The following is a 23,279-nucleotide window of genomic DNA, read 5'->3' as shown; positions in this document are numbered from 1 at the left end:
AAGGCATCAGCGCCGGGAGGCCAGCGCCGCGAGATAGTCGTCCAGCAGCTCGGTCTGGCGTTCGGGCGGGAACGCCGCCGGGTCGAACAGGGCCTGCACCACCAGACCGAGCGTGAAGCCCTGGGCGCCGGCCGCGATCCGGTCCGGGTCCCCGGGCGGGAGCTCGCCGAGCTCCTGGGCCGCCGCGACGAGCTCGCTCAGCCGGTCGCGGCCGCGCGCGTACCGCTGCGCGTGGCCCTCGCTCAGTGCCGGGTCGGCGAGCGCGGTGTCCCAGGAGGACACCCAGATGCGGTTGCCGTCGGTGGCGGCCGGGGTCAGCGGCAGGATGTCGAGCAGCGCGGCCCGCACGGCGGGCAGGCCGCGCGGTGCCACGCGCCGCGGCCGGGCCGCGCTCCTCCGGTCGAGCAGGTCGAGGGCGTGGGCCAGCAGATCCCGCTTGGCGGGGAAGTAGTGGGTGAGCAGGCCGGTGGTCGCGCCCAGCTCGGCGGCGACCGCGCGCAGGGTCAGCCCGTCGAAGCCGTGCGCGGCCAGCACCCGCCAGACCGCCTCCGAGACCTCGCGGCGCCGGGCTTCATGATCACCCTTGGTTCGTGGCATGCTGCCACCGTACATAACCGTAACGCTTGTTGTGTGAATGGGGTCATCATGTTCTCCCTCCCGCTGCGGGATGACGCCCTCCTCCGCCCGCTGGACATCTGGCACGCCGAGGAGTTCGCCGCCCACCTGGACCGGGCCCGCGAGCACATCCGGCCGTGGGTCGGGCCCGCGTTCGTCACCGACGACCTCGACGGCGCGCGCGCCACCCTGCGCCGCTACGCCGAGCGCCGGGCCGCGGACCAGGCCGGCCTCTTCGGCATCTGGCGGGACGGCACCCTGGTCGGCGGCGTGATGTTCGTGGACTTCAACGCCGCCCTGGGCTCCTGTGAGATCGGCTGCTGGCTGGAGCCGGCGGGCGAGGGCCACGGCCTGATCACCGCCGCCTGCACCACGCTGCTGGACTGGGCCCTCACCACCCGCGGGCTGCACCGCGCCGAGTGGCGCTGCCGCGCCGACAACGCCCGCAGCTCCGCGGTGGCCGAGCGGCTCGGCATGACCCTGGAGGGCGTCCAGCGCGAGTACTGGCCCTACGGCGGCGCCCGGTACGACAAGCAGTACTGGGCGATCCTGGCCCCCGAATGGCAGGCCCGCCGTGCGTGACCCCGGAACGCGGCGGTCGACGGCGCCCCGGCTTGCCGATCTCCGGTCGCCGCGGGTAAGGGGTGGTGCATGACCGATACCTTCACCACCCGCACGGTGGACATCACGACCGGCTCGACCGAGACCGTGTACGACCTCACCGACCACTGCGCCCGCTTCCTGCGGGAGGTGGCGGCAGGCCGGGACGGACTGCTCAACGTCTTCACTCCGCACGCCACCGCCGGCCTCGCGGTGATCGAGACGGGATCGGGCAGCGACGACGACCTGCTGGCCGCGCTCCGCGACCTGCTGCCGAAGGACGACCGCTGGCGGCACCGGCACGGCAGCCCGGGGCACGGCCGCGACCACGTCCTGCCCGCCTTCGTCCCGCCGCACGCCACGCTGCCGGTGGTCGGCGGGGAGCTGGAGCTGGGGACGTGGCAGAGCGTCGTCCTCGTCGACACGAATGTCGACAACGCGCACCGCAAGGTGCGGCTCTCGTTCCTCGGCTGAGCGGAACCGGCAGTAAGAGCCGGAGCGGCGCCGGGCCCGCGGCCGGGGCGGTTCGCGGTGGCGGTCCACGGCGGACCGCCGTGCGCGAACCGGCCGGCCGGGGGCGGTGGCTCAGTCCTTCTGGGCCAGGCTGGGCAGCTGCCGCAGCTTCACCTTCGAGGACGTGTTGAACGACCAGTCCAGCATCTTCACCGCATCGGGGTAACGGTTGGTCGGGTCGTTGAGGATCACGCCCACGACCGTCCGCTTGCCGCGCTGCGCGGCGAACACCAGGCACGGACCGGCGGCCGTGCCGGTGCCGGTCTTGATACCGATGGCGCCCTTGTAGGACCCCAGCAGCTTGTTGGTGTTGTACCAGGTGTACGTGCGGTTGACGTTCGTCGCCTTCTGGCGGGTGCTGGCCGCCTTGACGACCGTGGTGAACGTGCTGTTGCCCATCGCGTGCCGGGCGAGCTTGGCGATGTCGCGCGGGGTGGAGTGGTTCGTCCCCGCCTGCGATATGCCGTCGAACGAGTCGTACTTGGTGTTCTTCATGCCGAGCGCGGCGGCCTTCTTGTTCATCTGGGCGATGAACGAGGTGGTGCGCGCGGCCTCGGTCTTGCCGGTGCCGAAGGTGTCGGCGAGCGCGTACGCCGCGTCGCACCCGGAGGGCAGCATCAGGCCGTAGAGGAGCTGCCGGACCGTCAGCTTGTCACCGACGCGCAGGTCGGCGGTGCTCGCGCCGTTCTTCGCCACGTAGTCGCGGTACGACTTCTTTATCGTGATCTGCTTGTTCAGGTTGACGCCCCGCGTGTCCAGGACCACGGCGGCCGTCATGATCTTGGTGGTGCTGGCCATCTGGCGCTTGGTGTCGGCGTCCTTCGCCCACAGCTGCTTGTTGGGGCCGCTGTCGAGCAGGAACGCGCCCTTGGCGGCGATGCCCGCCGGGCCGGTCGCCGCCTCCGCCGTGGCCGCGGGAACGGCGACCGCGAACGCGGCGGTCGACGCGGTGACCGCGACTCCCCACCGGCGGGCCCGTCTTCCCCCAGATTGCTGCATATTACGTCTCATTCCTCACGAGTTGTCCCGGGTGTCTCATGACCGGGTGGAACCAGCAGATCCTCCCACCCTTCCGCGGCACGGACGAAACGCGGGCGGGACCTGCGCGGTGATGGGCCGGGCGGGCCCACGGAACGGTGCTCGCAAAGGAATGTGAGGGGCGGTCAGGCGTCCGGAGGCGGCGCGGGCCTCATGCGTCGCCGTCGGGCGCCGGAGCGGCGGAACGGCCCCGGGAACGGCCCTTGTCCTTCCGCCGGACGTCCTGCTCCACGGCGCGCAGCAGCCCCGTCATCCGGTAGGGGACGCGCTCCCGCAGCGCCATCTCGGTACGGGTGCGCACCACGCCCGGGAGCTGCACCAGCCGCTGGATGACGTCCTCCAGATGAGCGGCGTCGCGGGCGACGACCCGCGCCATCAGATCGCCGCCGCCGGTGATGGAGAACGCCTCTATGATCTCGGGCACCTCCGCCAGCGCGTCCGCCACCGGATCCAGGTGGCCCTGGGTGACCTCGATGTGCACGAAGGCCAGGACGGGATGGCCGAGCGCGGCGGGGGAGAGCCGGGGACCTGTCCCCGTGATTACACCGTCCCGCTCCAGCCGGTCGAGACGGGCCTGGAGGGTGCCGCGCGCGATGCCCAGCAGGCGCGCGTACTCCCGCGCACTGGTCCGCGGCTGCTCCAGCAGGAGGCGCAGGATCCTGGTGTCCAGGGCGTCTACGGCCATCGGCTGACGCTCCCTCGTACTCGGGTGCCGGGCCGTCACTGTACCAATGGCCCAGTCCGTGGCCCACGGTTGGGCGCGGAACGGCGTGCGGGTCGGTCAATCGGCCCGGAGGCTGTGTCCGGCGGGCGTTCGTCCGAAGGGCGCTTGAACCGGCGGGCGGGCGCCCGTAGACGCGCATCCGCTGTCATGCGGGTGTCCTGTAGGCGCCATGCGGGCCGGACCGACGCCGGACCGCCGGGCTCAGCCCTCCGGCAGCGGCGACCGCGGGCTGCTCAGGACCGGGCCGGCGAGGTTCGCGACCGCCCGCTCCAGGTCGCGCAGATGGGCCAGGGCCCGTTCCGCGCCCGGGTGGTGCTGCGGGGCCGTGAGGCCCGGTTCGGCGGCCGGCGCCGGTGCCTCCGCCGTGGGCAACAGGGCGCGCAGGGCCGCCTCGACGCGCTGGCAAGCGGCGGTCAGCCGGGCGTCGTGCGAGGCGTCCGGGTCGGCGGCCACCTCGGCCAGACCGCGGGCCTGCCGGACGCAGTCGTCCAGATGCGCCGTCACCAGCCGGGCGCGTTCCTTGCGTGCCCGCAGCGGGCTGAGCGGATGCAGCAGCGGCGCGAGCGAGATCCGGACCCGGGCGAGGAGGAGCTCCAGCTCCGCGACGTACGGCGCCGGATCGGCGGACGCCTCCCCGGCCAGCCGCCGCGCCGACTCGGCGGTGCAGTGGCGGACGGCCAGCATCGCCCGGCGGATCCAGGCGTCGGTGGCGGCGTGCGTCGTGACGGGCAGCACCAGCGCGACCGCGAGGGCCGAGGCCGCCGCGCCCACCAGCGTCTGTTCGAAGCGCAGGAGCAGCAGCCCCGGGTGCAGCACGCCCAGCAGTCCGTACAGCAGGGACGCCATGACGGTCACGAAGAACATCATCCAGCTGTAGGAGGGGGCGGCCGTGTAGAAGATGCCGAAGACGCAGAGCGCGACGAGGGCGGCGGTCGGCGCGGGCGCGCCGTGCAGCGGCACCGCGACGACCAGGCCGACGGCGATGCCCGCCACCGTGCCCACCACCCGGCGGAAGCCCCGGACCAGCGTCTCCCCGCGCGAGGCGGTGTTCACGAAGATCCACCAAGCGGTGCCGACGGCCCAGTACCAGCGCTGGTCCGAGACCAGGTGGCCGACGCCCAGGGCCAGGGCGCACGCGAACGTGTTCTGGAACGCCTGCCGGGTCGTCGGTCGTTCCAGGCCGCGCGCGGCGGAGGGCGCGGGGGCGAGGACCGGCGGCAGCCGCCGCTCCCAGCACCACAGCCCGAAGCGGACCAGCGACGACGCGGTGAGGGCCAGCGCCATGGCCGCGTACAGCTCCGCCAGGCCGTCCGGTACGGCGTGCAGGAACTGCGCCATGAAGAACATCATGAAGCCGAAGATGCCCAGGGCCTGGCCCCGGGGGCCCCAGCGCCGCGCGTACACCCCGGCGAAGACGACGCCGAGGAACGCCGCGTCCCGCGCCAGGGGAAGGCCGTGCAGCACCGTCGCGAGCGCCAGCACCGGGACGCCCACGGCGGGCAGCCACGCCGTCGTGACCGCCTGGTCGCGGACCCGGGCGTCGGTGACGGTGAAGAGGGCCAGCAGCGCGGTGAGGCCACCGGCGATCGTGGCACCCATCGAACCGGTCGCCAGGTGCGAGACCGCCACCGCGAGCCCCACGCCCAGGACGGCCCGTGCCGCGTTCCGCAGCCGGACGCGGCCCGGATCCGGAGCCGCGAACATCTTCTTCAGCTTCACCGACCACCTTCCGCTCGCGCGCACAAAAGAGGCGCCGCGGGATCCCGCAGCGCCATTGACGGGTTCATCAAAACATCCGGAGGCCATATGGCTCAAGAGAAGCCCGAAAATATGAGCCAATGGCTCGCTTTTACCGCACGGTAACCCGCCGTGAGCAGGGCCAACGGACCAGCCGGGCGGCGGCCCGGCCGGGGCGCCGCCGGGCGTTGTCAGTGCCGGCCTGTAGCGTCGGGACCGTCGACGTGACGGGGACGCGAAGGGGAGGGACACGATGACGGCCAGCGGGCGGCGCGAACGGCGCGCCTACATCGGCTCGTTCACCAGGGCGGGGGGCCCGGGGATCACCGTGGCGCGGGTGGACGGCGAGACGGGCGCGCTGACCCCCGTCCACTCCACCGCCGTCGCGGCGGACCCCTCGTTCCTGGCCCTCTCGGCCGACGGAAGCGTGCTGTACGCGGTCGGGGAGACGGAACCGGGCACGGCCACGGCGTTCTCGCTCGCCGACCCGGACCGGCCGGAGCCGCTCGGCCCGGCCGTGCCCGTCGAGGGCGACGCGCCCACCCACCTGGCGCTCGCCGGGGCCTGGCTGTGCACCGCCAACTACCGCTCCGGAAGCGTCAGCGCCCTGCCCGTCGCCGGGGACGGCACCCTCGGCAAACCCCCGGTGGTGCTGCGGCACCGGGGCAGCGGTCCGGTGGCCGCGCGGCAGGCCGGCCCGCACGCCCACGCCGTGGCGCCCGACCCGACGGGCCGCTGGCTGCTCGCCGCGGACCTCGGCACCGACTCCGTGTACGTCTCCGCACTCGACCCCGGCACGGGCGAGCCGGTGCCCCACGGCGAGACGCGCCTCCGGCCGGGCAGCGGTCCCCGGACGCTCGTCTTCCACCCGGGCGGCCACCGGGTGTACGTCCTCAACGAGCTCGACGCGAGCGTGACCGTCTGCCGCTGGGACGCCGGACCGGGCGTGCTGGAGCCGCTGGAGACGGCTCCCGTCGTGACCGCCGGGGCGGTCGATCCCACCTACCCCTCGACGCCCGTGCTCTCCCCGGACGGCCGGTTCCTGTGGGCGGCCAACCGCGGCGACGACACCCTCGCCACCCTCGCCCTCGACCCCTCCGGGGACACGCCCCGGCTGCGCTCCACCGTGAGCTGCGGCGGGCACTGGCCGCGCCACCTCGCCGCGCATCCGGACGGGGGGCTGCTGTACGCGGCGAACGAGCGGTCGGGCGACGTCACCTGGTTCACGGTCGACGCCGAGACGGGCATACCCGTCCGGGCCGGGTCCGTCGAGGCACCGGCCGCCTCGTGCGTGGTCTTCCGCTGAGCCCTGCCGTGCCGCGGGGGCCGCGCGGGCGGGGCGTCCGGGCGTGAAAACGCGGGAAGGGCCTCGTCAAGAGGCCCTTCCCGGCGGTCACGCGGTGGTGCGGTCGTGCGATGTGCGGTGGTGCGGTCGTGCTCAGCGCATCAGTGGTTGTCAGCGCATCGGCGCGGGCTGCGCGGCGGCGATGCCCAGCAGCTCCGTGTACTTGGCGAGGACGAGTTTGCCGACCGCCGGGTAGGCGCCCAGCGGCTCCGCCGCCGCGCAGCCCGCCTCCTTCGCGGCCATGGACGGCAGCGCCTCGTCGGCCTCCGGGCCGATCAGGCACGGCGCGAGGGCGAGGTTGCGCGAGCCGGAGGAGCGGAGCTCGTCGGCGGCGCGGGCGACGGCGCCCTCCTCGTCCAGGCCGGCGGCCAGCACCGGCACGGCCAGGCGCGCCGACAGCAGCATGCCGGTGATGCCGGCCGCCTGCACCGCCTCGGGACCGCCGACCGTGGCCAAGACGATCCCGTCGGCCGCGGTTGCGACGGTGAACAGCCGGGCGCGGTCGGCGCGGGCCAGGCCCGCCTCCGAGAGGCGCACGTGCAGGGCCTCGGCGAGCAGCGGGTGCGGACCGAGGGTGTCCGTCAGCTCGAAGGCCGAGCCGCTGCTGACGACCGACTGGCGTATGCGGCGCAGCACGGCCGTGTCGGGGCCCGCCAGCAGCGGCACCACGACGGCGGCGGGCCCGCGGGCCCAGGCGGCGGCCTCCTCGTCCGAGGCGGCCTGCGCTTCGCTCGTGCGAGCGGTGTGCTGGGCGGCGGCGTAGCCCAGGACGGAGTCCAGGGCGGGGTACCCGCCGGCGTCGCCCTCGGTGTCCACGTAACCGATGCGCGCGTCGAGGCCGGGCAGCTCGGAACGGGCGATGCTCAGGGTCTCCTCGGCCAGTCGGCGCGCGGCCGGGCCGGGGGCGCCGGGCACCGCCAGCACGAGCGGGGGCGCGGCCGTCGGCGCGGTCACGGGCTCCGGCCTCCGGTGCCGTCCGGACTGGCGGGGTCGTGGCATTCGTACAGGCAGGCCGGACGTGGGCCCTGTGGGGGAGCTCATGGCGCCGCATGTTATCCGGTCGGGAACGGGCCTGTTTGGGCGGGGGGCGTTTGCACTGCCTCTGTCCTGATTTATTCGGTGGCTGATCCGATCACCCGAAGGTGTGTCCGGGTGACGCGGCGGACGGCGCGCCGTCCGCGACGTCCAGCAGCGATCCGTCCACCGGCAGCAGCAGACGGCCCGTCACCAGGGCGGCGGCGATACGGGACGCGCCGTCCAGGGGCGATCCCGCGGCGGTCACCTGACGGACTGCCGGAAGTTGCTTTCGCAACTCCTGACGGAGTGGCAGCAGCAGCGGGGGGCCGATTCCGGCCAGCCCTCCGGTGAGCGCCATGACGGGCGCGCGCGGCCCTGCCCCGTCCGCCCGTTCGCCCCGGCCGTCCGGGTCGTCCGAGCCGTTCGGGTTCCCCCGGCCGTCCGGGCCGTGGGAGGCACCCGCCCCGACCGTCCCGGCGCCTCCGGCGTCCGTCCGCCCGTCCCCGCCCGCCGGAGGGCAGGCCGCGGCGGCGGCCTCGGCGATGTGCCGGGCCGCCGTCCGCAGGATCTCCGCCGCCACCGGGCACACCGCCGCGCAGCGGCCGACCTCCGGGGCGAAGGAGGCCAGCACGGCCGCCCGGTCCGGCCGGGGATAGAGCGCCCCCGGCAGGTCCGGCGCCGGGCCGAACACCGCCTCCAGCCGGCCGAGCAGCGGCTCCGAACCGCCGGCGCGCCCGTCGTACGCCCGCAGCGCCGCCTCCAGCCCGGCCCGGCCGATCCAGGCGCCGCCCCCGCAGTCGCCGAGCAGGTGACCCCAGCCGTCCGAGCGCCGCCAGCCGCCGTCCGGGGCGAGCCCGGTGCCGAGCGCGACCAGGCCCGTCCCGGCGGCGACGACCACGCCCGGACGCTGGCCGAGGGCCCCGGCGTACGCCGTCACGGAGTCGGAGGCCAGCGCGAGCCGCCGTACGCCGAGTTCGGCGCGGAGCGCGCCCGGCAGGACGGCCCGCAGGTCGGTGCCGAGCGTCACCATGCCCGCCGCGCCCACGCAGCAGGCCGCGAAGCGCTCGGCCCCGGCCCGGCACAGCAACTCCCGGGCGGCGGGCAGGATCCGGTCGAGCAGGACCCGCGCGTCGACACCCCGGTCGCCGACGGGCACCGGCTCGGGGGAGGACCAGGTGAGCGCCGGCCCGTCGCCGTACGCGGGGGAGACGGCGATCCGGACGCCCGAGCCCCCGGAGTCGACCGCCAGCACGGGAGCGGGGCCCCGCACCGGGCGCCGACGCGACGTCAGTTCCATGGCACCGCACGGGCGACCGCGTGAACCGTCATGGCCGGCACCCTACTCCGGGGAAGCACCCCCGGTCAGGGCAGCCGCCAGTCCACCGGCGCCGAACCCTGCCCAACCAGCAGGTCGTTGGCCCTGCTGAAGGGCCGCGAACCGAAGAAGCCCCGGTCCGCCGACATGGGCGACGGGTGCGCCGACTCCACGCACGGCACGCCGCCCAGCAGCGGGCGCAGATTGCGCGCGTCCCGCCCCCAGAGGATCGCCACCAGGGGCCGGCCCCGGGCGACCAGCGCGCGGATCGCCTGCTCCGTGACCTCCTCCCAGCCCTTGCCCCGGTGGGCGGCGGGCTTCCGCGGCGCGGTCGTCAGGGCCCTGTTGAGCAGCAGGACGCCCTGCCGCGTCCACGGCGTGAGGTCGCCGTTGGACGGCCTGGGCAGCCCGAGGTCCTGGTGGAGCTCGCGGTATATGTTCTCCAGGCTGCCGGGCAGCGGGCGCACCTCGGGCGCCACGGAGAAACTGAGGCCCACGGCGTGGCCGGGGGTCGGGTACGGGTCCTGGCCGACGATGAGGACCCGGACGTCGTCGAAAGGCTGCTGGAAGGCGCGCAACACGTTCGCGCCGGACGGCAGGTACGTCCGGCCGGCCGCGATCTCGGCGCGCAGGAAGTCGCCCATCGCGGCGATCCGGCCGGCCACCGGTTCCAGCGCCTTGGCCCAGCCGGGCTCGACGATCTCGTGCAAGGGACGTGCAGCCAAGGCCGCGACCCCTCCCTGTCCATGGAGTTGCGAGTGGAACGGAGTGCTACGGAACGGGCCCGTGCGCGGCCGGTGTGCGGAGCACGGTCCGGTCCGCCGTCGGGACCCGCGTAGGGGAGCGATCGTACGCGAGCGGGGGCCGCCGCCCGCACCCCAGGGCAGCCGGGGGAGTACGTCCTGTGACGGGCGAGCCCACCGAGGCGAGGGCCGGTCAGATGACGCAGATGAGCCGGAAGAGGGTGAGGAGGCACGGGGGCTGACCGGGTGCGGACGACGCGGCGGCGGACCGGGCGTGCGCGTGCAGGCCGCCGAAGCCGGGCACACCGGCGGCTCGTACGGGTGTGGCGAGCAGGGCGGCAGTCGCGGCGACCCCGAGGAGGACGGCGATGGCGCGGCGCATGAACAGCCCTTTCGCAGAGGGCGGTTGCGGATACGCCGTAGGTTCCCGGGCCGCTCCTCGCCATGCCCGTCTTCACCCGTACGGGAAGGAGGGGAACGCGCGTCCGGCGGCGCGTGCGGTCGGACGCGGTTCAGCCGGTGGGCTTCCGCAGCGGTTCGGCCCCGGTCTCCGCCAGGAAGTCGAGGAGCACGCGGGCGAGCTTCTCGGGCTGGTCCTCGGGGATCAGGGTGGACGAGTCCTCGATCTCGACCAGCCGGCCCCGCGGGTAGAGCTCCGCCAGGCGCGGGCCGTGCTCGCGCGGCATCAGCCGGTCCTCGGTGGCCCAGACGACCAGCACCGGGCGGTCGAACGTGCGGAGCCGCTCGCTCCAGCGGAGCAGGGTGCCGCGATCGGGCGCCGAGGTGGCGAACTTGGCGAAGTCCCTGCGGATCGCCTTGCTCCGGGACGCGGGGCCGAACCACTCGGCGACGAGGTCCGGGGGGAGCCCGCGCCGGCTCATCCCGCCGTACCCCTTGGGGTGGTCGCGGAAGGCCGGGACGCTCATCAGCCGGGTGAGCAGCCGGACCCCTCCCGGGAGGCGGCAGACTGTCGACAGCGCCTTGGCCGGTCCCGGCGGGAAGTTGTCGAACGCCTCGCAGGCCACCAGCACCATGCGTGCCAGGCGGTCCGCCCGCCCCTCGGAGATCATGAACTGGGCGCCGCCCCAGTCGTTGAGGACCAGCGTCACGTCGTCCAGGCCCAGCCGTTCCAGGAACTCGTCGAGGAGCCGGGCGATTCCGGTGTGCGACAGGTCGGCGTCCGGGCGCATGGGTCTGCGGTGGCCGCCGAGGGGCAGCGTGGGAAGGACGCGGCGGTAGCCGTCCAGCAGCGGCACCACCTTGCGCCACTGCCTGCCGTCCATCGGCAGTCCGTGCGTGAACACCAGCACCGGCCCGTCACCGCCGGTGTCCTCGTAGTCGATCGTTCCGGACGAGAGTTCGATCTGCAACGTCCCACCCCCATATGGTGATTGGCCGTCACCAGTCAAGCACACCCCGTTCGCGGGGCGTCGGCCGGCCGGTGGCGCCTCCGCGCGCCGCCACCAACAGGCCCTCCCAGTCCGGGATCTTCACCGTGCCCCGGCCCAAGTCCCGGCCGAGGGCGGTCTCCGCCGCCTCGATGCCCAGCCAGCCGGGCCACTCCACCGGTTCCACGCCCGCCGCGCGCAGGGCCGCGCGCGGATCGCCGGCGGGCTCCCGGGCCGCGAGCAGCGCGGGGGCGTCGGCGAGCAGGGAGGCCACGGTCTCCTTGGCGCACGGGCGGTTGGTGCCGATCACGCCCGTCGGGCCGCGCTTGATCCACCCCGCCACGTACTCCCCGGGCGACGGGACGCCGTCCCGCAGCACGCGGCCCGACGCGTGCGGCACGGTGCCGTTCTCGTCGTCGAACGGCAGTCCGCCGACCGGCACCCCCCGGTACCCCACCGACCGCAGCACCAACTGCGCCTCGACGTCCTCGAACTCACCCGTCCCCGCCACCCCGCCGGAGCCGTCGGGGGCCGTCCGCTCGAAGCGCACCGCCCGGACGGCGTCGTCGCCGAGCAGGGCGACGGGCCGCAGGAAGAAGCGCACGTGGATGCGGCGGCCGCCCTCCGGGACCGGCCGTCTCGACCACTCCCGCAGCACCTCCACATTGCGGCGGCCGGCCGCCGGCAGCCCGGACGGGTCCTCCCACGCCGGGTCGAGCGCCGCCTCGTCGGCCCGCACCAGCGTCCGCACCCCGTTCAGCCCGCCGAGCTCGCGCAGCTCCTTGGTGGTGAACTTGGCCTGCGCCGGGCCGCGTCGGCCCACCATATGGACGTCCGTCACCCGGCTCGCGGCCAGCGCCGCCAGCGCGGCGTGCGGCACGTCCGTCGTACGGAACTCGTCCGCGCCCCGCGCCAGCACCCGGGCCACGTCGACGGCCACATTGCCGACCCCGATGACCACGGCGGACCGGGCGGGCAGCGAGAACCCGTCCGGCGGCGCGTCCGGATGGGCGCTGTACCAGGAGACGAACTCGGTGGCCGACCAGCTCCCCGGCAGGTCCTCGCCGGGGATCCCCAGCCGGCGGGCGGACGCGGCCCCCACGCAGTAGACCACCGCGTGGTACAGCTCCCGCAGCCGCCGCGGCGGGATCTCGCCCGGCCCCTCGCCGGCCCGGACGTTGCCCAGGAAGGCGATCCGCGGGTGCTCCAGGGCCGTCCGGAGGGTGCGCTGCAGCGACTTGATCTTCTCGTGGTCCGGGGCGACCCCGTACCGCACCAGCCCATACGGACAGGGCAGCCGGTCCAGCACGTCGACCGTCACCCCGGGCACGGTCTCCTGCTGCACCAGGGCCTGGGCGGTGAAGACCCCGCTCGGCCCGGAACCGACGACTGCGACGCGAAGCACGGAGGTTCTCCTTCCGGAGGCTGCGTCCAGCATCCCATCCGCGCCCGCGCGCGGCAGCCCTCACGCGTCGCCCGGGCGCCGGGCCGACGCTCCGGGCGCCGGTCGCACGCCGGTCGCGCGCCCCTTATGCCTCGGGCGCCGGTCACACGCCGGGCGGGGGCGGCTCCGCGCCGGGCGGGCGGCCGAGCCGCCAGTCCAGTCCGTACCGCTGGAACAGCTCCGACCTGAGCCGCTCCGGCGGCATCGGCACCCCCGGCAGCAGGATCGCCACCACCGCGCCCATCATCAGGGCCCGCAGCAGCCGGTAGTCGGTCTCCGGGTCGGCGGACCCGTACCGCTCGACGGTGTCGCGGAGGAGAGCCGCGAGCCGCTGCTGCTCAGGGCATTGGATGAAGCCCTCCGACTGGAGGATGCCCGCCATGTGCGTCCGCATCAGCCGCGGCCGGTCCCGGGCCAGGCCCAGCACCGCGTCGATGGCGCGCGCCAGCCGCTCCCGCCCGTCCAGGCTCACCGGCTCACGCTCCAGGGCCGCCGCGAGCTCCATGTGCATCAACCGGTGCACCGCCGACTGCAGCAACTGCCGTTTACCGGGGAAGTAATACGAGACGAGCCCCCGCGCGGCGCCGGCCCGGCAGGCGATGTCCGCGAGGGTCGTCGCCTCGTAACCGTTCTCGTCTATCAGTTCGACGGTTGCCTGGAGGAGCCGCTCGCGGGACCTGCGGCGCAACTCCTCATTGACCGACGCACTGCGGGGCGACATGCTGTAACTCCTGCGTTGACTGGCTCCGAGCCAATATACTCAGGAGCATACCGGTCGGTTGTCCCGCTGAGCAGGGAGAACCCGGTATGACCGCCGATTCGGGCGACGCGGGGGATCGCCCGAATCGGCGGTTCCCGCACGCTCGGCCGCGCTGTCGCGCGGGGCCCGGGAGCGAGCGGCACGGGCGACGGGCGGGCCGCCGCCCACGAACCCGCCGCGCCGGTGCGGTCGGGCGAGCGCCCGGCCACCCACCGGCCCGTCCGGCGCGTGTCCGGCGCCGGCGGTGTCCGGAGCGGAGTCTCAGGGTGTGTGACCAGCCAGTCGGCCGAGCAGCTGCACGGCGTCGTCGTGCGCCACCGACCGGAAGAAGCGTGCGTCGACGTCCTCGACGGCGGCGATCGCGCGGGGCGCCAGGTCGGCGCCCGCGCTGGTGACACGCAGCCGTCTGGCGCGGGTGTCGGCGGGGTCGACCTCGCGCGTGACCAGCCCCTTGGCCTCCAGGGCGCGCAGGACCTGCGAGGTCATCTTGACGTCCGTGCCGGCCTGGCGCGCCAGGGCCAGCTGGTTGGGATGTTCGCCCCGCGTGTTCAGCCACCAGGTGCAGGCCAGGAGGACGAACTGGACGTGGGTCAGATCCAGGGGGCCGAGCGCGGCGGCGATGGCGCGTTGCCAGCGCAGCGTGGCGTGCCAGAGCAGGAAACCGGGGCTGTCGCCGGGGCCGAGGGTCATGCGTCCTGCGCCAGCGCGACCAGGGCGGTCATGGTCTGCGGCCAGTCCGCGGTGACGGCCGGACCGATCCGCGGGCCGAGGTCGTCGGCACCGACGCCGGTGATCTCCATCCGGTAGGTCACCCGCGTGCGGTCCCGCTCGCCGGCGGTCAGCCGGTGGGTGGTGCGCAGGAGCAGCCCGTCGAACCGGGCTTCGTCCACGAACAGTTCGTTGACGGTCGCCTCGGCGACGAGCAAGTGCACCGGGTCGTCCCCGGCCGGGGTCATCACGATTTCCGAGCCCGCCTCGAACGGGCCGTCGATCCGGATGTGCGCGATATCGGCGTTCCAGTCCGCCCAGTGCTCGACGTCGGCCCACAAGTCCCAAATCGCCTCGGGTGCCGCATTGGTCTCCATGCTGTGCTCATACGTCCACATCGGTGGCCTCCCGACCGAGAAGATTGTCTGTGCAGAGATTATCTCCATGAAGACTATCTCCGCTAGTAGCTCTTTCTTCGGCCCGGTACCAACCGTCCGGCCGTCAAGCCGACGGATCGGAGGGCGCCGGGCCGGAAGCCGCTGCGGCGTGGGGCGCGACGTCGGGCGAAGGCCGGCCGGGACCGGACCGCGCCCGGCCCGATGACATCCGGTCCGACGACGCCCTGTCGGGGGACGTCCGGTTCGATGACGCCCGGTCGGGGGGCGGCCGGTCGGGGGGCGGCCGGTGGCCGGAGAGCGGCCGCACGGGAGGGGTGCCGTCCCCGCCGAGCACCCGCGGCGCGAGCGCGGCGGCGAGGGTCGCGGCCGCCGAGGTGCCGAGCACCGTGCCCCAGGCCACCGGGCCCAGCGGGGAGCAGCCGAAGAAGTGGCTGACGCCCGGGGTCTGCACCACGCCGACCAGGGCCAGCGTGGACAGCCCGGCGGTGGTGAGGACGAGCGGGCTGCGCCAGTCCGTCGTCAGGGTCTGGCCGAGCTGGGTCAGGACGAGGGCGGCGAGCCCCATGGTGCCCGCACGCCCGGCCCGGCCGGTGGCGCGCCCGCACTGCCACGCCGCGGCCGCGCCGAGCGCGGTGGCCGCGCCCCGGACGGCCAGGGCGCGCGCCAGGTCGCGGCCCAGCGGCGCGGGCACCGGTCCGGCGGCCGGCTCGTCGTCCTCCGCCGCGCCCGTGCGGGCGACCGCGATGGCCAGGGCGGGCAGCATGTCCGTGAGCAGGTTGACCAGCAGGAACTGCCGGGTGCCCAGAGGCGCCCGGCCCGAGACGGCGGTGCCCAGCACGGTGAACGCGACCTCGCCCGCGTTGCCGCCGACCAGCACGGCGACCGCGTCCCGGACGCTCCGCCAGAGCGCCCGGCCCTCCAGCAGGGCCGTCACGATGCGGCGCGGATCGGGTTCGGCGAGGACGAGGTCCGCGGCGGCCCGGGCGGACGTCGACCCGTGCGCGGACAGGCCGATGCCCACGTCCGCGAGCCGGATCGCGGCGGCGTCGTTGATCCCGTCCCCGGTCATGGCGACCACGCGGCCGGCGGACCGCAGGGCGTGCACGATGCCCGCCTTCTGCTCGGGCGAGACACGGGCGAACACGGTGGCCCCGACGACGCGGGCCGTGCGCTCGGGCTCGGGGAGGGTGTCGAGCTGGTGGCCGGTGACCACGTCCCCGGCGGGCACGCCGAGTTCGCGGGCCACGGCGGCGGCCGTGGCCGGATGATCACCGGTGATCATGACGACGCGCGTACCGGCCTCCGTAAGCCGCCGGACGGTCTCGGCGGCGCCGGGACGCGGCGTGTCGGCGAGCGCCAGGAAACCGAGCAGCGTCAGATCCCGGACGAGCTCCGGGAGTTCGGGCCCGGCACATCCGTCTCCGGCACCGGTACCGCCGTCACCGGTACCGCCGTCACCGGTACCGCCGTCACCAGTACCGCCGTCTCCGGTACCGCCGGGTGTGGCCGCGTCCCGTGGGCCGGTGGCGGCGGCCCGGGCGTCGCCGTCCGGGGCGGTGCCGGCGCTTCCGGACCCACCGCTCGCGACGGAGCCGGCGGCCCGGCTCACCCGGGCCGTGGCCGCGGCGGCCGGCCGGGCTTCACCGCAGGGGGCGGAGGCGGGCCGAGTCCCCCCGTCCGCGCCGGTGGTGGCGGACCGACCGCCGGGGTCGGCGACGGCCGGCCGGCGCTCGTTCTCCGTGCCCTTGATCGCGGGTTGGTTTCCGCTCGGCGGGGCCTCGCCGTCGGCTCGGGCGGTGGCGGCCCGGCTCTCCTCGCCCGCGGCGGTGGTCCGGCTCTCCTCACCTGCGGCGGCGGTCCCGCCCTCCTCACTCGCGGCGGTGGTCCCGCTCTCCTCGCCCGTGACGGCAGTCCGGCCCCTCTCGCCCGCGGCGGCAAGCCGGCCCTCCCCGCCCGTGGTGGTGTCGGCGAGGCGAGCCGCGCCGCCGGCGGCCTCGGGGGCCCGCCGGCTGTCCAGGGCCGTGGCGGGGGACCGGGGCTCTTCGGGCGTACGGGAGCCGGCGGGCCGTGTCCCGGCATCCGGCGCGGCCGACGGAGCCCGGCCCCCCACGCCTCCTCCGGCGTCCGTCGGCCGGGCCTCCGCGACGGCGAGTACCCGCAGCCCGTCCCGGGCGAGTTCCTGCACCGACTCCTGGGCGGCCCGCAGCCGTGCCGCGTCGAGCGGGGCCGTGGTGCCGTCGCCGGTCGTCACCGCCGTGCAGCGGGCGAGCACCGTCTCCGGGGCGCCCTTGACGGCGAGGAGGGGGGTGCCGGCGTCTGTGCCGAGGGAAGCGGAGTAGCCGCGGGCGGTTTCGAAGGGGAGTTCGGCGGTCAGGTGCCAGGCGGGGTCCGGGGAGGCGTGTGCGGCGGCGGCGTCCAGGACGGCTCGGTCGGTGGCGTGGGGCGGTGGACGGTCGGGTACGGGCGGTGGGCAGGCGCGGGCCGCCGTCCGCAGGAGGCGGCGGGCGGCCGGGCTGTCGAGGGGCGGCGGGTCCTGGCCCGGGAGGGCCACGCGGGTGACGGACAGCCGGCCGCGGGTGAGGGTGCCGGTCTTGTCGAAGCAGACCGTGTCCACGCGTCCCAGCGCCTCCAGGGCCCGCGCCGAGCGGGTGAGGACGCCGTGCCGCGACAGCCGCCGGGCGGCGGCCGACTGGGCGACGGTCGCGACGAGCGGCAGCCCCTCCGGGACGGCGGCCACCGCGATGGCGACGCCGGAGGCGACCGCCTGCCGCAGCGGCACGCCGCGCACCAGCCCGAGGAGCGTCACCGCGCCGCCGCCGAGGCCGACGGCGGGCAGCGCGGCCCGGGTCAGGGCCGCGAGGTGGGCCTCGATGCCGGGCGCGGCGGTGGCCTCGCCGACGAGGTCGGCGGCCCGGCCGGCCTCCGTCTGCGCGCCGGTGGCCGTCACCACCGCGTATCCGGACCCGGCCAGCACGGTGCAGCCCTGGTAGACCATGCAGGACCGGTCGGCGAGGTCGGCGCCGGGCGTGGCCCGGGTGCCCTTGGGGACGGGCGCGGACTCGCCGGTGAGCGGGGACTCGTCGAGTTCCAGCCGCTCGGCGGCCAGCAGCCGGGCGTCCGCGGGGACCACGTCGGTCGGGCCCAGCGCGACGACGTCCCCGGGGCGCAGTTCGTCGGCCGGCACGGTCCGGACGGGCGCGGCGGCCAGGGAGAGGAGGAGCCCGTCCGGCGCGGGGGACCAGTTCAGTCGGCGGGCGACGGGGCGTTCGGCGAGCAGCAGCCCGCTCAGCGCCCGTTCGGCGCGCAGCCGCTGCACCCCGCTGATCAGGGCGTTGCCGGTCATCACCCCGCCGACGAGCGCGGAGTCGACGGTGGAGCCGACGGCGACGGAGGCGGCGGCGCCGAGGGTGAGGACGGGGGTCAGCGGGTCGCGCAGCTCCTCCCGGACCGCGCCCAGCAGCCGGCCGGGCCCCCGGACGGCGGCCGCGAGCGGCGCGGGCCGCCGGGCGGTACGCGGCGGAGCCGGCTGTTCGGGGCCGTCGCGGCTCTCGGGACCGGCGGACGCCCGCAGCAGGGACAGCGTCTCCCAGGCCCCGAGCGCGTGCCAGGTCCCCCGGACGCGCCCGGGCGGCAGCGGCCGTCCGGCCACCCGGCGGGCGGCCAGCATCCCGCCCGCCATGGCCAGCAGGGCGGCGCCGTGCACCGGCGAGGTGGCGAGGCCGGCCCGCCCGCTCCGCGCCCCGCCGGTGGCGATCAGCGCTCCGAGCAGGGACCCGCCCAGGGAGAGCCGGGCGGAGGCGGCGCTGACCTCGCGGGCGGGTTCCAACGCCGCGAGGGTCCGCCACACCAGCGCCGTCCCCGGGCCGCAGACGAGGTCGGCGGACCAGCACGGCCGGCCGGGGGCACCGGGGCGCGGCGGCGCGGTGACGGCCACGTCGGCGGCGGCCAGGGCCCGGTCCGCGGCGGCGTCGCCCTGGGCGACGAGCAGCACCACCTCCCCGTCGCGCTGGAGCCGCCGCACCTCATCGCACAACGGGACCCCGGCGGGCACCGTGCGGTGGGCGCGCGGCAGCAGCTCGGCGGCGCTGGCGTGTTCGGTGAGCAGGACCCGGCGGGTGGGGCCGCGGGCGACGGCGAGGAGGGCGTCGGCCAGCGGGTCCAGGGCGCAGCCGACCAGGATCCGGCCCGCCCGTGTCCCGTCCGGGCCCCATAGGTCCAGGGTCAGGCCGCCGGCGGCGTCCGGCCGGCCCAGCGGGGCGTCGCGGGCGCGCGCCAGCCGCCAGTCGCCGGCCGTCCAGGGGCCGGGCCCGGACAGCTCGCCGACGGCGAACCGGGCCAGGACGCGGTGGGCGACGCTCCACAGGGCCGCCTCGTCGAGTTCCCCGGTGGCGACCGCCGACAGCAGCCGGGGCCGAGGGGCGCACAGCACCGGCGCGTCGAACAGCACCGTCGTGACCCGGTCCAGGCGGCGCAGCGCGCCGGGGTCCAGGGGCAGCGCGCCCGCCCGGGCCAGATCGCGGCCCAGCCGGGCGGCGAACGCCTCGCGGCCGGCCTCGGCGGCCTTGGGCGCGGTGGCCACGACGGTCCGGGCGGCCCGCTCCGGGTCGCGGGTCCAGGCGAGCAGCCCGCCGGCGCCGGCCAGGGCGGTCAGCGCCGTGCGCCGGCCGCAGGACTCGACCGGGCCGTCCGGCAACGGCACCGGCCGGCCGGCCCGTTCGGGCGCCCGCCGGGGCAGGTCCGCGCCGCCGCCCACCAGTTCGGGCTCGCGCAGGGCCCAGACGTCCTGCCTGGCCCGGATCTCGGCGAGCTGCCAGACCCGGTGCACCAGGTCCAGGGCCAGCGGGCCGGCCCCGCGGGTCAGCGCGTGCGTCGCCGCGTTCGAGGCGGCGAGCAGCACGTCGGCGTGTTCGCGGCCGAGCCGGTCCTCCAGCAGGCGGCGCAGTCGCGGCTGCGTCTCGGCCAGCACGGCGGGCAGCCGCAGGGCGGGCGGCAGGGCAGGGAGCGGGGACAGCCGGCGGGCGGTCGCGCACACCAGCCCCACGCAGTCGGCGGCGAGCGCCACCTTCGCCAGTGTGGCGGGCACGGTGTCGAACGGCGGGCGGGGACCGTCGGCGTCGAAGGGCCCGGCGCCGAGGTGCTCCGCGTGCTCGTCTTCGAGCCGCTCCACCAGCTCCAGCGCGTCCGCCGGGTCGAAGCGGTCCTCGTCGGCGTCGATCACCAGGTGTCCCAGGACGGCGTTGACCTCGGCCCAGTTGACCCCCTCCAGGCGGTGCAGCGCCTCGCACAGCGCGGCGGCGAGCCGGTCGTGCCGCTCCCCGCGGCCCAGGCCCCGTACCTCCAGATGCGTCCGGCCGCCGCTGGTCCACATCCGGCGCCGGGTGCGGTCCCGGCCGCCCTCCGCGAGCGCGGCGCCGGCCTCGGCGAGGCCGGAGGCCACGGCGGTGGTCAGCGAGGAGAGCGCTTCACCGGCCGTCCGCCGTCCCCAGTCGAGGGCGCCGGCCGCGGTGTCCCACGCCCGGACCGGGCCGTCCCGCAGGGCCGCGCCGACGAGGGCGGGCACCAGCGCGCTCCACGACCCCACCGGCACCTCCCGCACGTTCTTGGGCTTCTCGGGGCCGCGCCCGCCGACCGGGAGACGGGAGGCGCGCACACCGAAAATGAACATAATGAGAAAAGTGCATGAATGCCGGTATTTCCGGCGGGGCCATTGGAGGGACGCCCGTGAGCCACCACACCAAGCACGCCCACAAGCACTCCACCCGGCAGCGGCCCACCGCCGAACACCGCGGGGCCGCCCACGAGCAGCCGTCGGACCACCGCCCCGAGGAGGGCGCGGAAGAGCGTCGGCCCACCGCGGGCGTCGTCCACCGGGACGGCGGGCGGACGGTCACCGTCACCATCCCGGTCGACACCATCGCCGGGGTCGCCGTGGAGGCCGTCAAACTGCCGATCACCGCGGCGCAGCGGATCCTCCCGGCCAAGGGCGGACTGCCCCTCTACCTCGGCGTGGGCGCCCTGGGCGTGGCGGGCGTCCTGGAATGGCCGGTGGCCGCCGGGATCGGCATCGGTTACGCCGTCCTCCGCAAGGGCGGCGACCTCAGGCCGCCGCCGCGCCGGGCCGTCGACAGCGGCTGACCGGCGGCCGACCAGTGGTCGGCCAGTGGCCCACCGGCGGCCGACCGACCCCGGCCGGCATGCCGCCCGGCGGCCCGGGTACTCGGGTGGTCCACGCAGAGCGCCGCGGAAGGGGCAGCAGCATGAGCGACACCACACCGTCGCAGGCCGAGGGGGAGCGGGACGACGAGCCCGCGGAGCAGGTGCACCCCGTCACGCCGCACACCACGCCGTCCCAGGCGGAGGGCGAACGGGACGACGATGAGGACGAGGGGGCCGGCGAGGAGCCGGGCGGCCGTTGACGGAAGCCGCCCGGGAGGCTGTCAGGAGGGCCGCTGCCGGCCCGCCGCGAACGCGCGGCCCCGGCGGCGCCAGGCCACCAGGACCGCCGCCAGGCCGGTGATCGCGATGAACGCCACGGCGGCGACGAACGCGGGGGACCCGGGCGACGCGGCATGGCTGCCGGCGATCACGTACGCGGTGGTGCTCGGCGCGCTGCCCAGCGCGGTCGCCAGCAGGAACGGCCCCCAGCCGACACGCGAGACCGCCGCACAGTAGTTCGCGGCGGCGAAGGGAACCCCCGGGAAGAGGCGGACCGCCAGCATCGAACGGAAGCCGTGCCGGCTGAGCTGCCGGTCGGCCGACCGCAGCCAGCGGGCGCGCAGCAGCGGGCGCAGCGCGCGCTGCCCGAGCAGCCGCGCGAGGCCGAACGAGGCCGCCGAGCCGAGCACCGTCCCCAGCAGCGCCGCCACCGCGCCGGCCTGTGTGCCGAAGAGGGTGCCGGCCGCGACGCTCAGCACCGGCCGGGGGACGAACGCCGCGGTACACAGCCCGTACGCACCCGCGAAGAGGACGAACGTCAGGCTGTACGGCATGCCCGCCGGGAGCCCCTCGCTCAGCAGCCGTTCGGGATGACAGGCCAGGACGGTGGCCACCGCACCGGCGACGATCAGCACCAGCAGGGACAGTCGGGACCAGGGGGAGGCGAGGGCGCGCACGAGGCGCCGCTCGGCGGGGCCGGGGGCGGGCGCGGCGGAATCGTGCACCGGAGGAGCGTAACCGACACGGCGGCACGCGCGGTGTGATCGGCGGATGAAGTGAGGGGCGCGTCGGAGCGGGGCCGGCGGGGCCGGGGGCTGGTGGGGCCGGGGGGGGGTGCCAGGTGACGGAGGTGCCGCAGAGGACGTTGGGCACCGGGTGGCCGGGTGGCCGGGTGGCCGGGTGGCCGGGTGGCCGGGTGGCCGGGTGGCCGGGTGGCCGGGTGGCCGGGTGGCCGGGTGGCCGGGTGGCCGGGTGGCCGGGTGGCCCGGTGGCCCGGTGGCCCGGTGGGGACGACCAGTTGTGCGTGGGCCGCAGGACGATCGGGCACCGGTGCACGATCGCCGTCCATCGTCCATCGTCCATCGTCCGTGGCCCGTCGTCGGTGGTTCGGTGGGGCGTGAGGTGCCCGAGAGAACGTCGGGCCCCGGCGGATCGCCGCCAGGGGACCTCAGGTGCCGGTGCCCCGGTGGGGTCCACCAGGCGTCGGCGGGCCGTGGGGTGATCGGCCACCGGCAGCACATCAGGGGAGTGTCACGTGCAGGCGGGCCTCAAGCGCCCCCGCGTCCCGCCGCCGGGCCGCGGGCCAGGCCCGTGTAGTGCTCGGCGAAGTCCGTCGCGGCGGCGCGGGAACCGACCAGGTGCCGTAGCCGGGCCCGGCGCAGCCGCGCCTCCATCGTGTCCTCGCCCGGGTGCGGGTGGAACAGCCGGGTGAGCCACGCCGAGAACTCCTGGGCCTGCCAGACGTGGGCCAGACAGGTCCGCGTGTACCCGTCCAGCGGCTCACGGTCGCCCCGGCCGTACCAGGCGGTCAGCGCCCGGGCGAGGACGACGGCGTCCGCCACCGCCAGGTTGAGGCCCTTGGCGGCGGTCGGCGGGACGATGTGGGCGGCGTCGCCGGCGAGGAACAGCCGCCCGTACTGCATCGGTTCGGCGACGAAGCCGCGCATGGACGTGATGCCGTGCCGGCTGAGCGGCCCCTCGTGCAGCGGCTCGCCGGCCGGGCAGAGCCGGGTGCGCAGCTCGGCCCGGATCCGGTCGTCCGGCCACCGGGCCAGGTCCTCGTCGGGCGCCACCTGGAGGTAGAGCCGGCTGACCGTGGGGGAGCGCATGCTGTGCAGGGCGAAACCGCGGTCGTGGACGGCGTAGATCAGTTCCTCGCCGGCCGGCGGCGCGGCGGCCAGGACGCCCAGCCACGCGAACGGGTACGTCCGCTCGTAGCGGGCCAGCCGCCCGGCGGGGAGGCTGCGGCGGGTCACGCCGTGGAAGCCGTCGCAGCCGGCGACGAAGTCGGCGTGGACGACGGTGGCTTCGCCGTCGAGGGTGCACCGCAGGGTGGCGGTGTCCCCGGTGAGGTCGCCCGGCACGATGTCGTCCACGCCGAAGTACGGGGGCGCGCCCGCCTCCGTACGCGCCCGGATGAGGTCCTTCACCACCTCCTGCTGCCCGTACATCGTCACCGTCCGGCCGCACAGCTCCGCGGTGGACAGCCGGTGCCGCTCCCCGTCGAAGCGGAGCTCGAACCCCTCGTGCACCTGCCCCTCGCGGTCCATCCGGCGCCCGACGCCGCTGTCGCGCAGCAGATCCGCCGTGCCCTGCTCCAGCAGCCCGGCCCGCACCCGGCCCTCGACGTACCGGCGGTCGCGGCGCTCCAGGACGACCGAGCGCACGCCGTCGAGGTGCAGCAGATGGGCAAGGACGAGGCCGGCCGGGCCCGCGCCGACGATCGCGACCGGGGTGCGCAGCGTGCGCATCGCGTTCCCTTCCTCTGGTCGTGGCGGG

Annotated in this window: 21 protein-coding genes; 5 read left to right on the top strand and 16 right to left on the bottom strand. The window is 76.1% G+C overall.

The window, feature by feature from the left end:
* Positions 1-6: 6 nt before the first annotated feature.
* Positions 7-597: a TetR/AcrR family transcriptional regulator gene (locus tag K7I03_RS02655; RefSeq protein ID WP_185942852.1), complete on the bottom strand. Its 591-nt coding sequence runs from the start codon at positions 595-597 to the stop codon at positions 7-9.
* A 48-nt stretch (positions 598-645) separates the two neighbouring features.
* Here K7I03_RS02655 and K7I03_RS02650 point away from each other — a divergent pair, with 48 nt between their 5' ends.
* Positions 646-1,197, top strand: coding sequence for a GNAT family N-acetyltransferase (locus K7I03_RS02650; protein WP_185942937.1), 552 nt, complete (start codon positions 646-648; stop codon positions 1,195-1,197).
* A gap of 69 nt (positions 1,198-1,266) precedes the next feature.
* Complete coding sequence (locus tag K7I03_RS02645) at positions 1,267-1,689, top strand: YjbQ family protein (protein WP_185942853.1); 423 nt, start codon at positions 1,267-1,269, stop codon at positions 1,687-1,689.
* A 111-nt stretch (positions 1,690-1,800) separates the two neighbouring features.
* Here K7I03_RS02645 and K7I03_RS02640 read toward each other — a convergent pair whose 3' ends face one another.
* From K7I03_RS02640 to K7I03_RS02630, 3 genes are all read right to left on the bottom strand, one after another.
* Positions 1,801-2,727: a D-alanyl-D-alanine carboxypeptidase family protein gene (locus K7I03_RS02640; RefSeq protein ID WP_185942854.1), complete on the bottom strand. Its 927-nt coding sequence runs from the start codon at positions 2,725-2,727 to the stop codon at positions 1,801-1,803.
* Between the two features lie 190 nt (positions 2,728-2,917).
* Complete coding sequence (locus K7I03_RS02635) at positions 2,918-3,451, bottom strand: Lrp/AsnC family transcriptional regulator (protein WP_185942855.1); 534 nt, start codon at positions 3,449-3,451, stop codon at positions 2,918-2,920.
* 240 nt (positions 3,452-3,691) lie between these two features.
* Entirely contained in the window at positions 3,692-5,194 is a 1,503-nt protein-coding gene (locus K7I03_RS02630; RefSeq protein WP_185942938.1) for an FUSC family protein, read from the bottom strand.
* Positions 5,195-5,480: 286 nt separating this feature from the next.
* Here K7I03_RS02630 and K7I03_RS02625 point away from each other — a divergent pair, with 286 nt between their 5' ends.
* Positions 5,481-6,533 (top strand): lactonase family protein, encoded by a 1,053-nt coding sequence (locus K7I03_RS02625; RefSeq protein ID WP_185942856.1) that lies wholly within the window; start codon positions 5,481-5,483, stop codon positions 6,531-6,533.
* A gap of 150 nt (positions 6,534-6,683) precedes the next feature.
* Here K7I03_RS02625 and K7I03_RS02620 read toward each other — a convergent pair whose 3' ends face one another.
* The 10 genes from K7I03_RS02620 to K7I03_RS02575 form a co-directional block, all read right to left on the bottom strand.
* Positions 6,684-7,613, bottom strand: a complete 930-nt coding sequence (locus K7I03_RS02620; RefSeq protein WP_185942857.1) for a sirohydrochlorin chelatase — start codon at positions 7,611-7,613, stop codon at positions 6,684-6,686.
* Positions 7,614-7,704: 91 nt separating this feature from the next.
* Entirely contained in the window at positions 7,705-8,886 is a 1,182-nt protein-coding gene (locus tag K7I03_RS02615) for an N-acetylglucosamine kinase (protein WP_185942858.1), read from the bottom strand.
* A gap of 65 nt (positions 8,887-8,951) precedes the next feature.
* Positions 8,952-9,629, bottom strand: a complete 678-nt coding sequence (locus K7I03_RS02610) for a uracil-DNA glycosylase (RefSeq protein WP_185942859.1) — start codon at positions 9,627-9,629, stop codon at positions 8,952-8,954.
* A 211-nt stretch (positions 9,630-9,840) separates the two neighbouring features.
* Positions 9,841-10,029: a hypothetical protein gene (locus K7I03_RS02605; RefSeq protein ID WP_185942860.1), complete on the bottom strand. Its 189-nt coding sequence runs from the start codon at positions 10,027-10,029 to the stop codon at positions 9,841-9,843.
* A 130-nt stretch (positions 10,030-10,159) separates the two neighbouring features.
* Positions 10,160-11,017 carry an alpha/beta fold hydrolase gene (locus K7I03_RS02600; protein WP_185942861.1) on the bottom strand — a complete coding sequence of 286 codons (858 nt, stop codon included), beginning with the start codon at positions 11,015-11,017 and terminating at the stop codon, positions 10,160-10,162.
* A 28-nt stretch (positions 11,018-11,045) separates the two neighbouring features.
* Entirely contained in the window at positions 11,046-12,440 is a 1,395-nt protein-coding gene (locus K7I03_RS02595; protein WP_185942862.1) for an FAD-dependent oxidoreductase, read from the bottom strand.
* Between the two features lie 142 nt (positions 12,441-12,582).
* Positions 12,583-13,200: a TetR/AcrR family transcriptional regulator gene (locus tag K7I03_RS02590; protein WP_185942863.1), complete on the bottom strand. Its 618-nt coding sequence runs from the start codon at positions 13,198-13,200 to the stop codon at positions 12,583-12,585.
* 300 nt (positions 13,201-13,500) lie between these two features.
* Positions 13,501-13,929 carry a MarR family winged helix-turn-helix transcriptional regulator gene (locus K7I03_RS02585; RefSeq protein ID WP_185942864.1) on the bottom strand — a complete coding sequence of 143 codons (429 nt, stop codon included), beginning with the start codon at positions 13,927-13,929 and terminating at the stop codon, positions 13,501-13,503.
* Positions 13,926-14,324, bottom strand: coding sequence for an SRPBCC domain-containing protein (locus K7I03_RS02580; RefSeq protein ID WP_224346830.1), 399 nt, complete (start codon positions 14,322-14,324; stop codon positions 13,926-13,928). Before K7I03_RS02580 ends, K7I03_RS02585 begins: the two co-directional genes overlap by 4 nt.
* Positions 14,325-14,448: 124 nt before the next feature.
* The gene (locus K7I03_RS02575) at positions 14,449-19,995 is read right to left on the bottom strand and encodes an HAD-IC family P-type ATPase (protein ID WP_185942866.1); all 5,547 of its coding nucleotides are present in this window, start codon (positions 19,993-19,995) and stop codon (positions 14,449-14,451) included.
* A 71-nt stretch (positions 19,996-20,066) separates the two neighbouring features.
* Here K7I03_RS02575 and K7I03_RS02570 point away from each other — a divergent pair, with 71 nt between their 5' ends.
* Together K7I03_RS02570 and K7I03_RS02565 are read left to right on the top strand one after the other, a co-directional pair.
* The gene (locus K7I03_RS02570) at positions 20,067-20,480 is read left to right on the top strand and encodes a hypothetical protein (RefSeq protein ID WP_185942867.1); all 414 of its coding nucleotides are present in this window, start codon (positions 20,067-20,069) and stop codon (positions 20,478-20,480) included.
* Positions 20,481-20,602: 122 nt separating this feature from the next.
* A complete protein-coding gene (locus K7I03_RS02565) occupies positions 20,603-20,761 on the top strand; it encodes a hypothetical protein (RefSeq protein ID WP_185942868.1) in 159 nt (52 codons plus the stop codon).
* Between the two features lie 21 nt (positions 20,762-20,782).
* Here K7I03_RS02565 and K7I03_RS02560 read toward each other — a convergent pair whose 3' ends face one another.
* Positions 20,783-21,505: a TVP38/TMEM64 family protein gene (locus K7I03_RS02560; RefSeq protein ID WP_224346829.1), complete on the bottom strand. Its 723-nt coding sequence runs from the start codon at positions 21,503-21,505 to the stop codon at positions 20,783-20,785.
* Between the two features lie 543 nt (positions 21,506-22,048).
* The gene (locus K7I03_RS02555) at positions 22,049-23,251 is read right to left on the bottom strand and encodes a 4-hydroxybenzoate 3-monooxygenase (RefSeq protein WP_185942869.1); all 1,203 of its coding nucleotides are present in this window, start codon (positions 23,249-23,251) and stop codon (positions 22,049-22,051) included.
* Positions 23,252-23,279: the final 28 nt, after the last annotated feature.

The organism is Streptomyces mobaraensis, from assembly GCF_020099395.1.
Taxonomy (GTDB): Bacteria; Actinomycetota; Actinomycetes; order Streptomycetales; family Streptomycetaceae; genus Streptomyces.
Note: the sequence above shows the minus strand (reverse complement) of the source record. Positions and strands in the feature narration are given on the sequence as shown.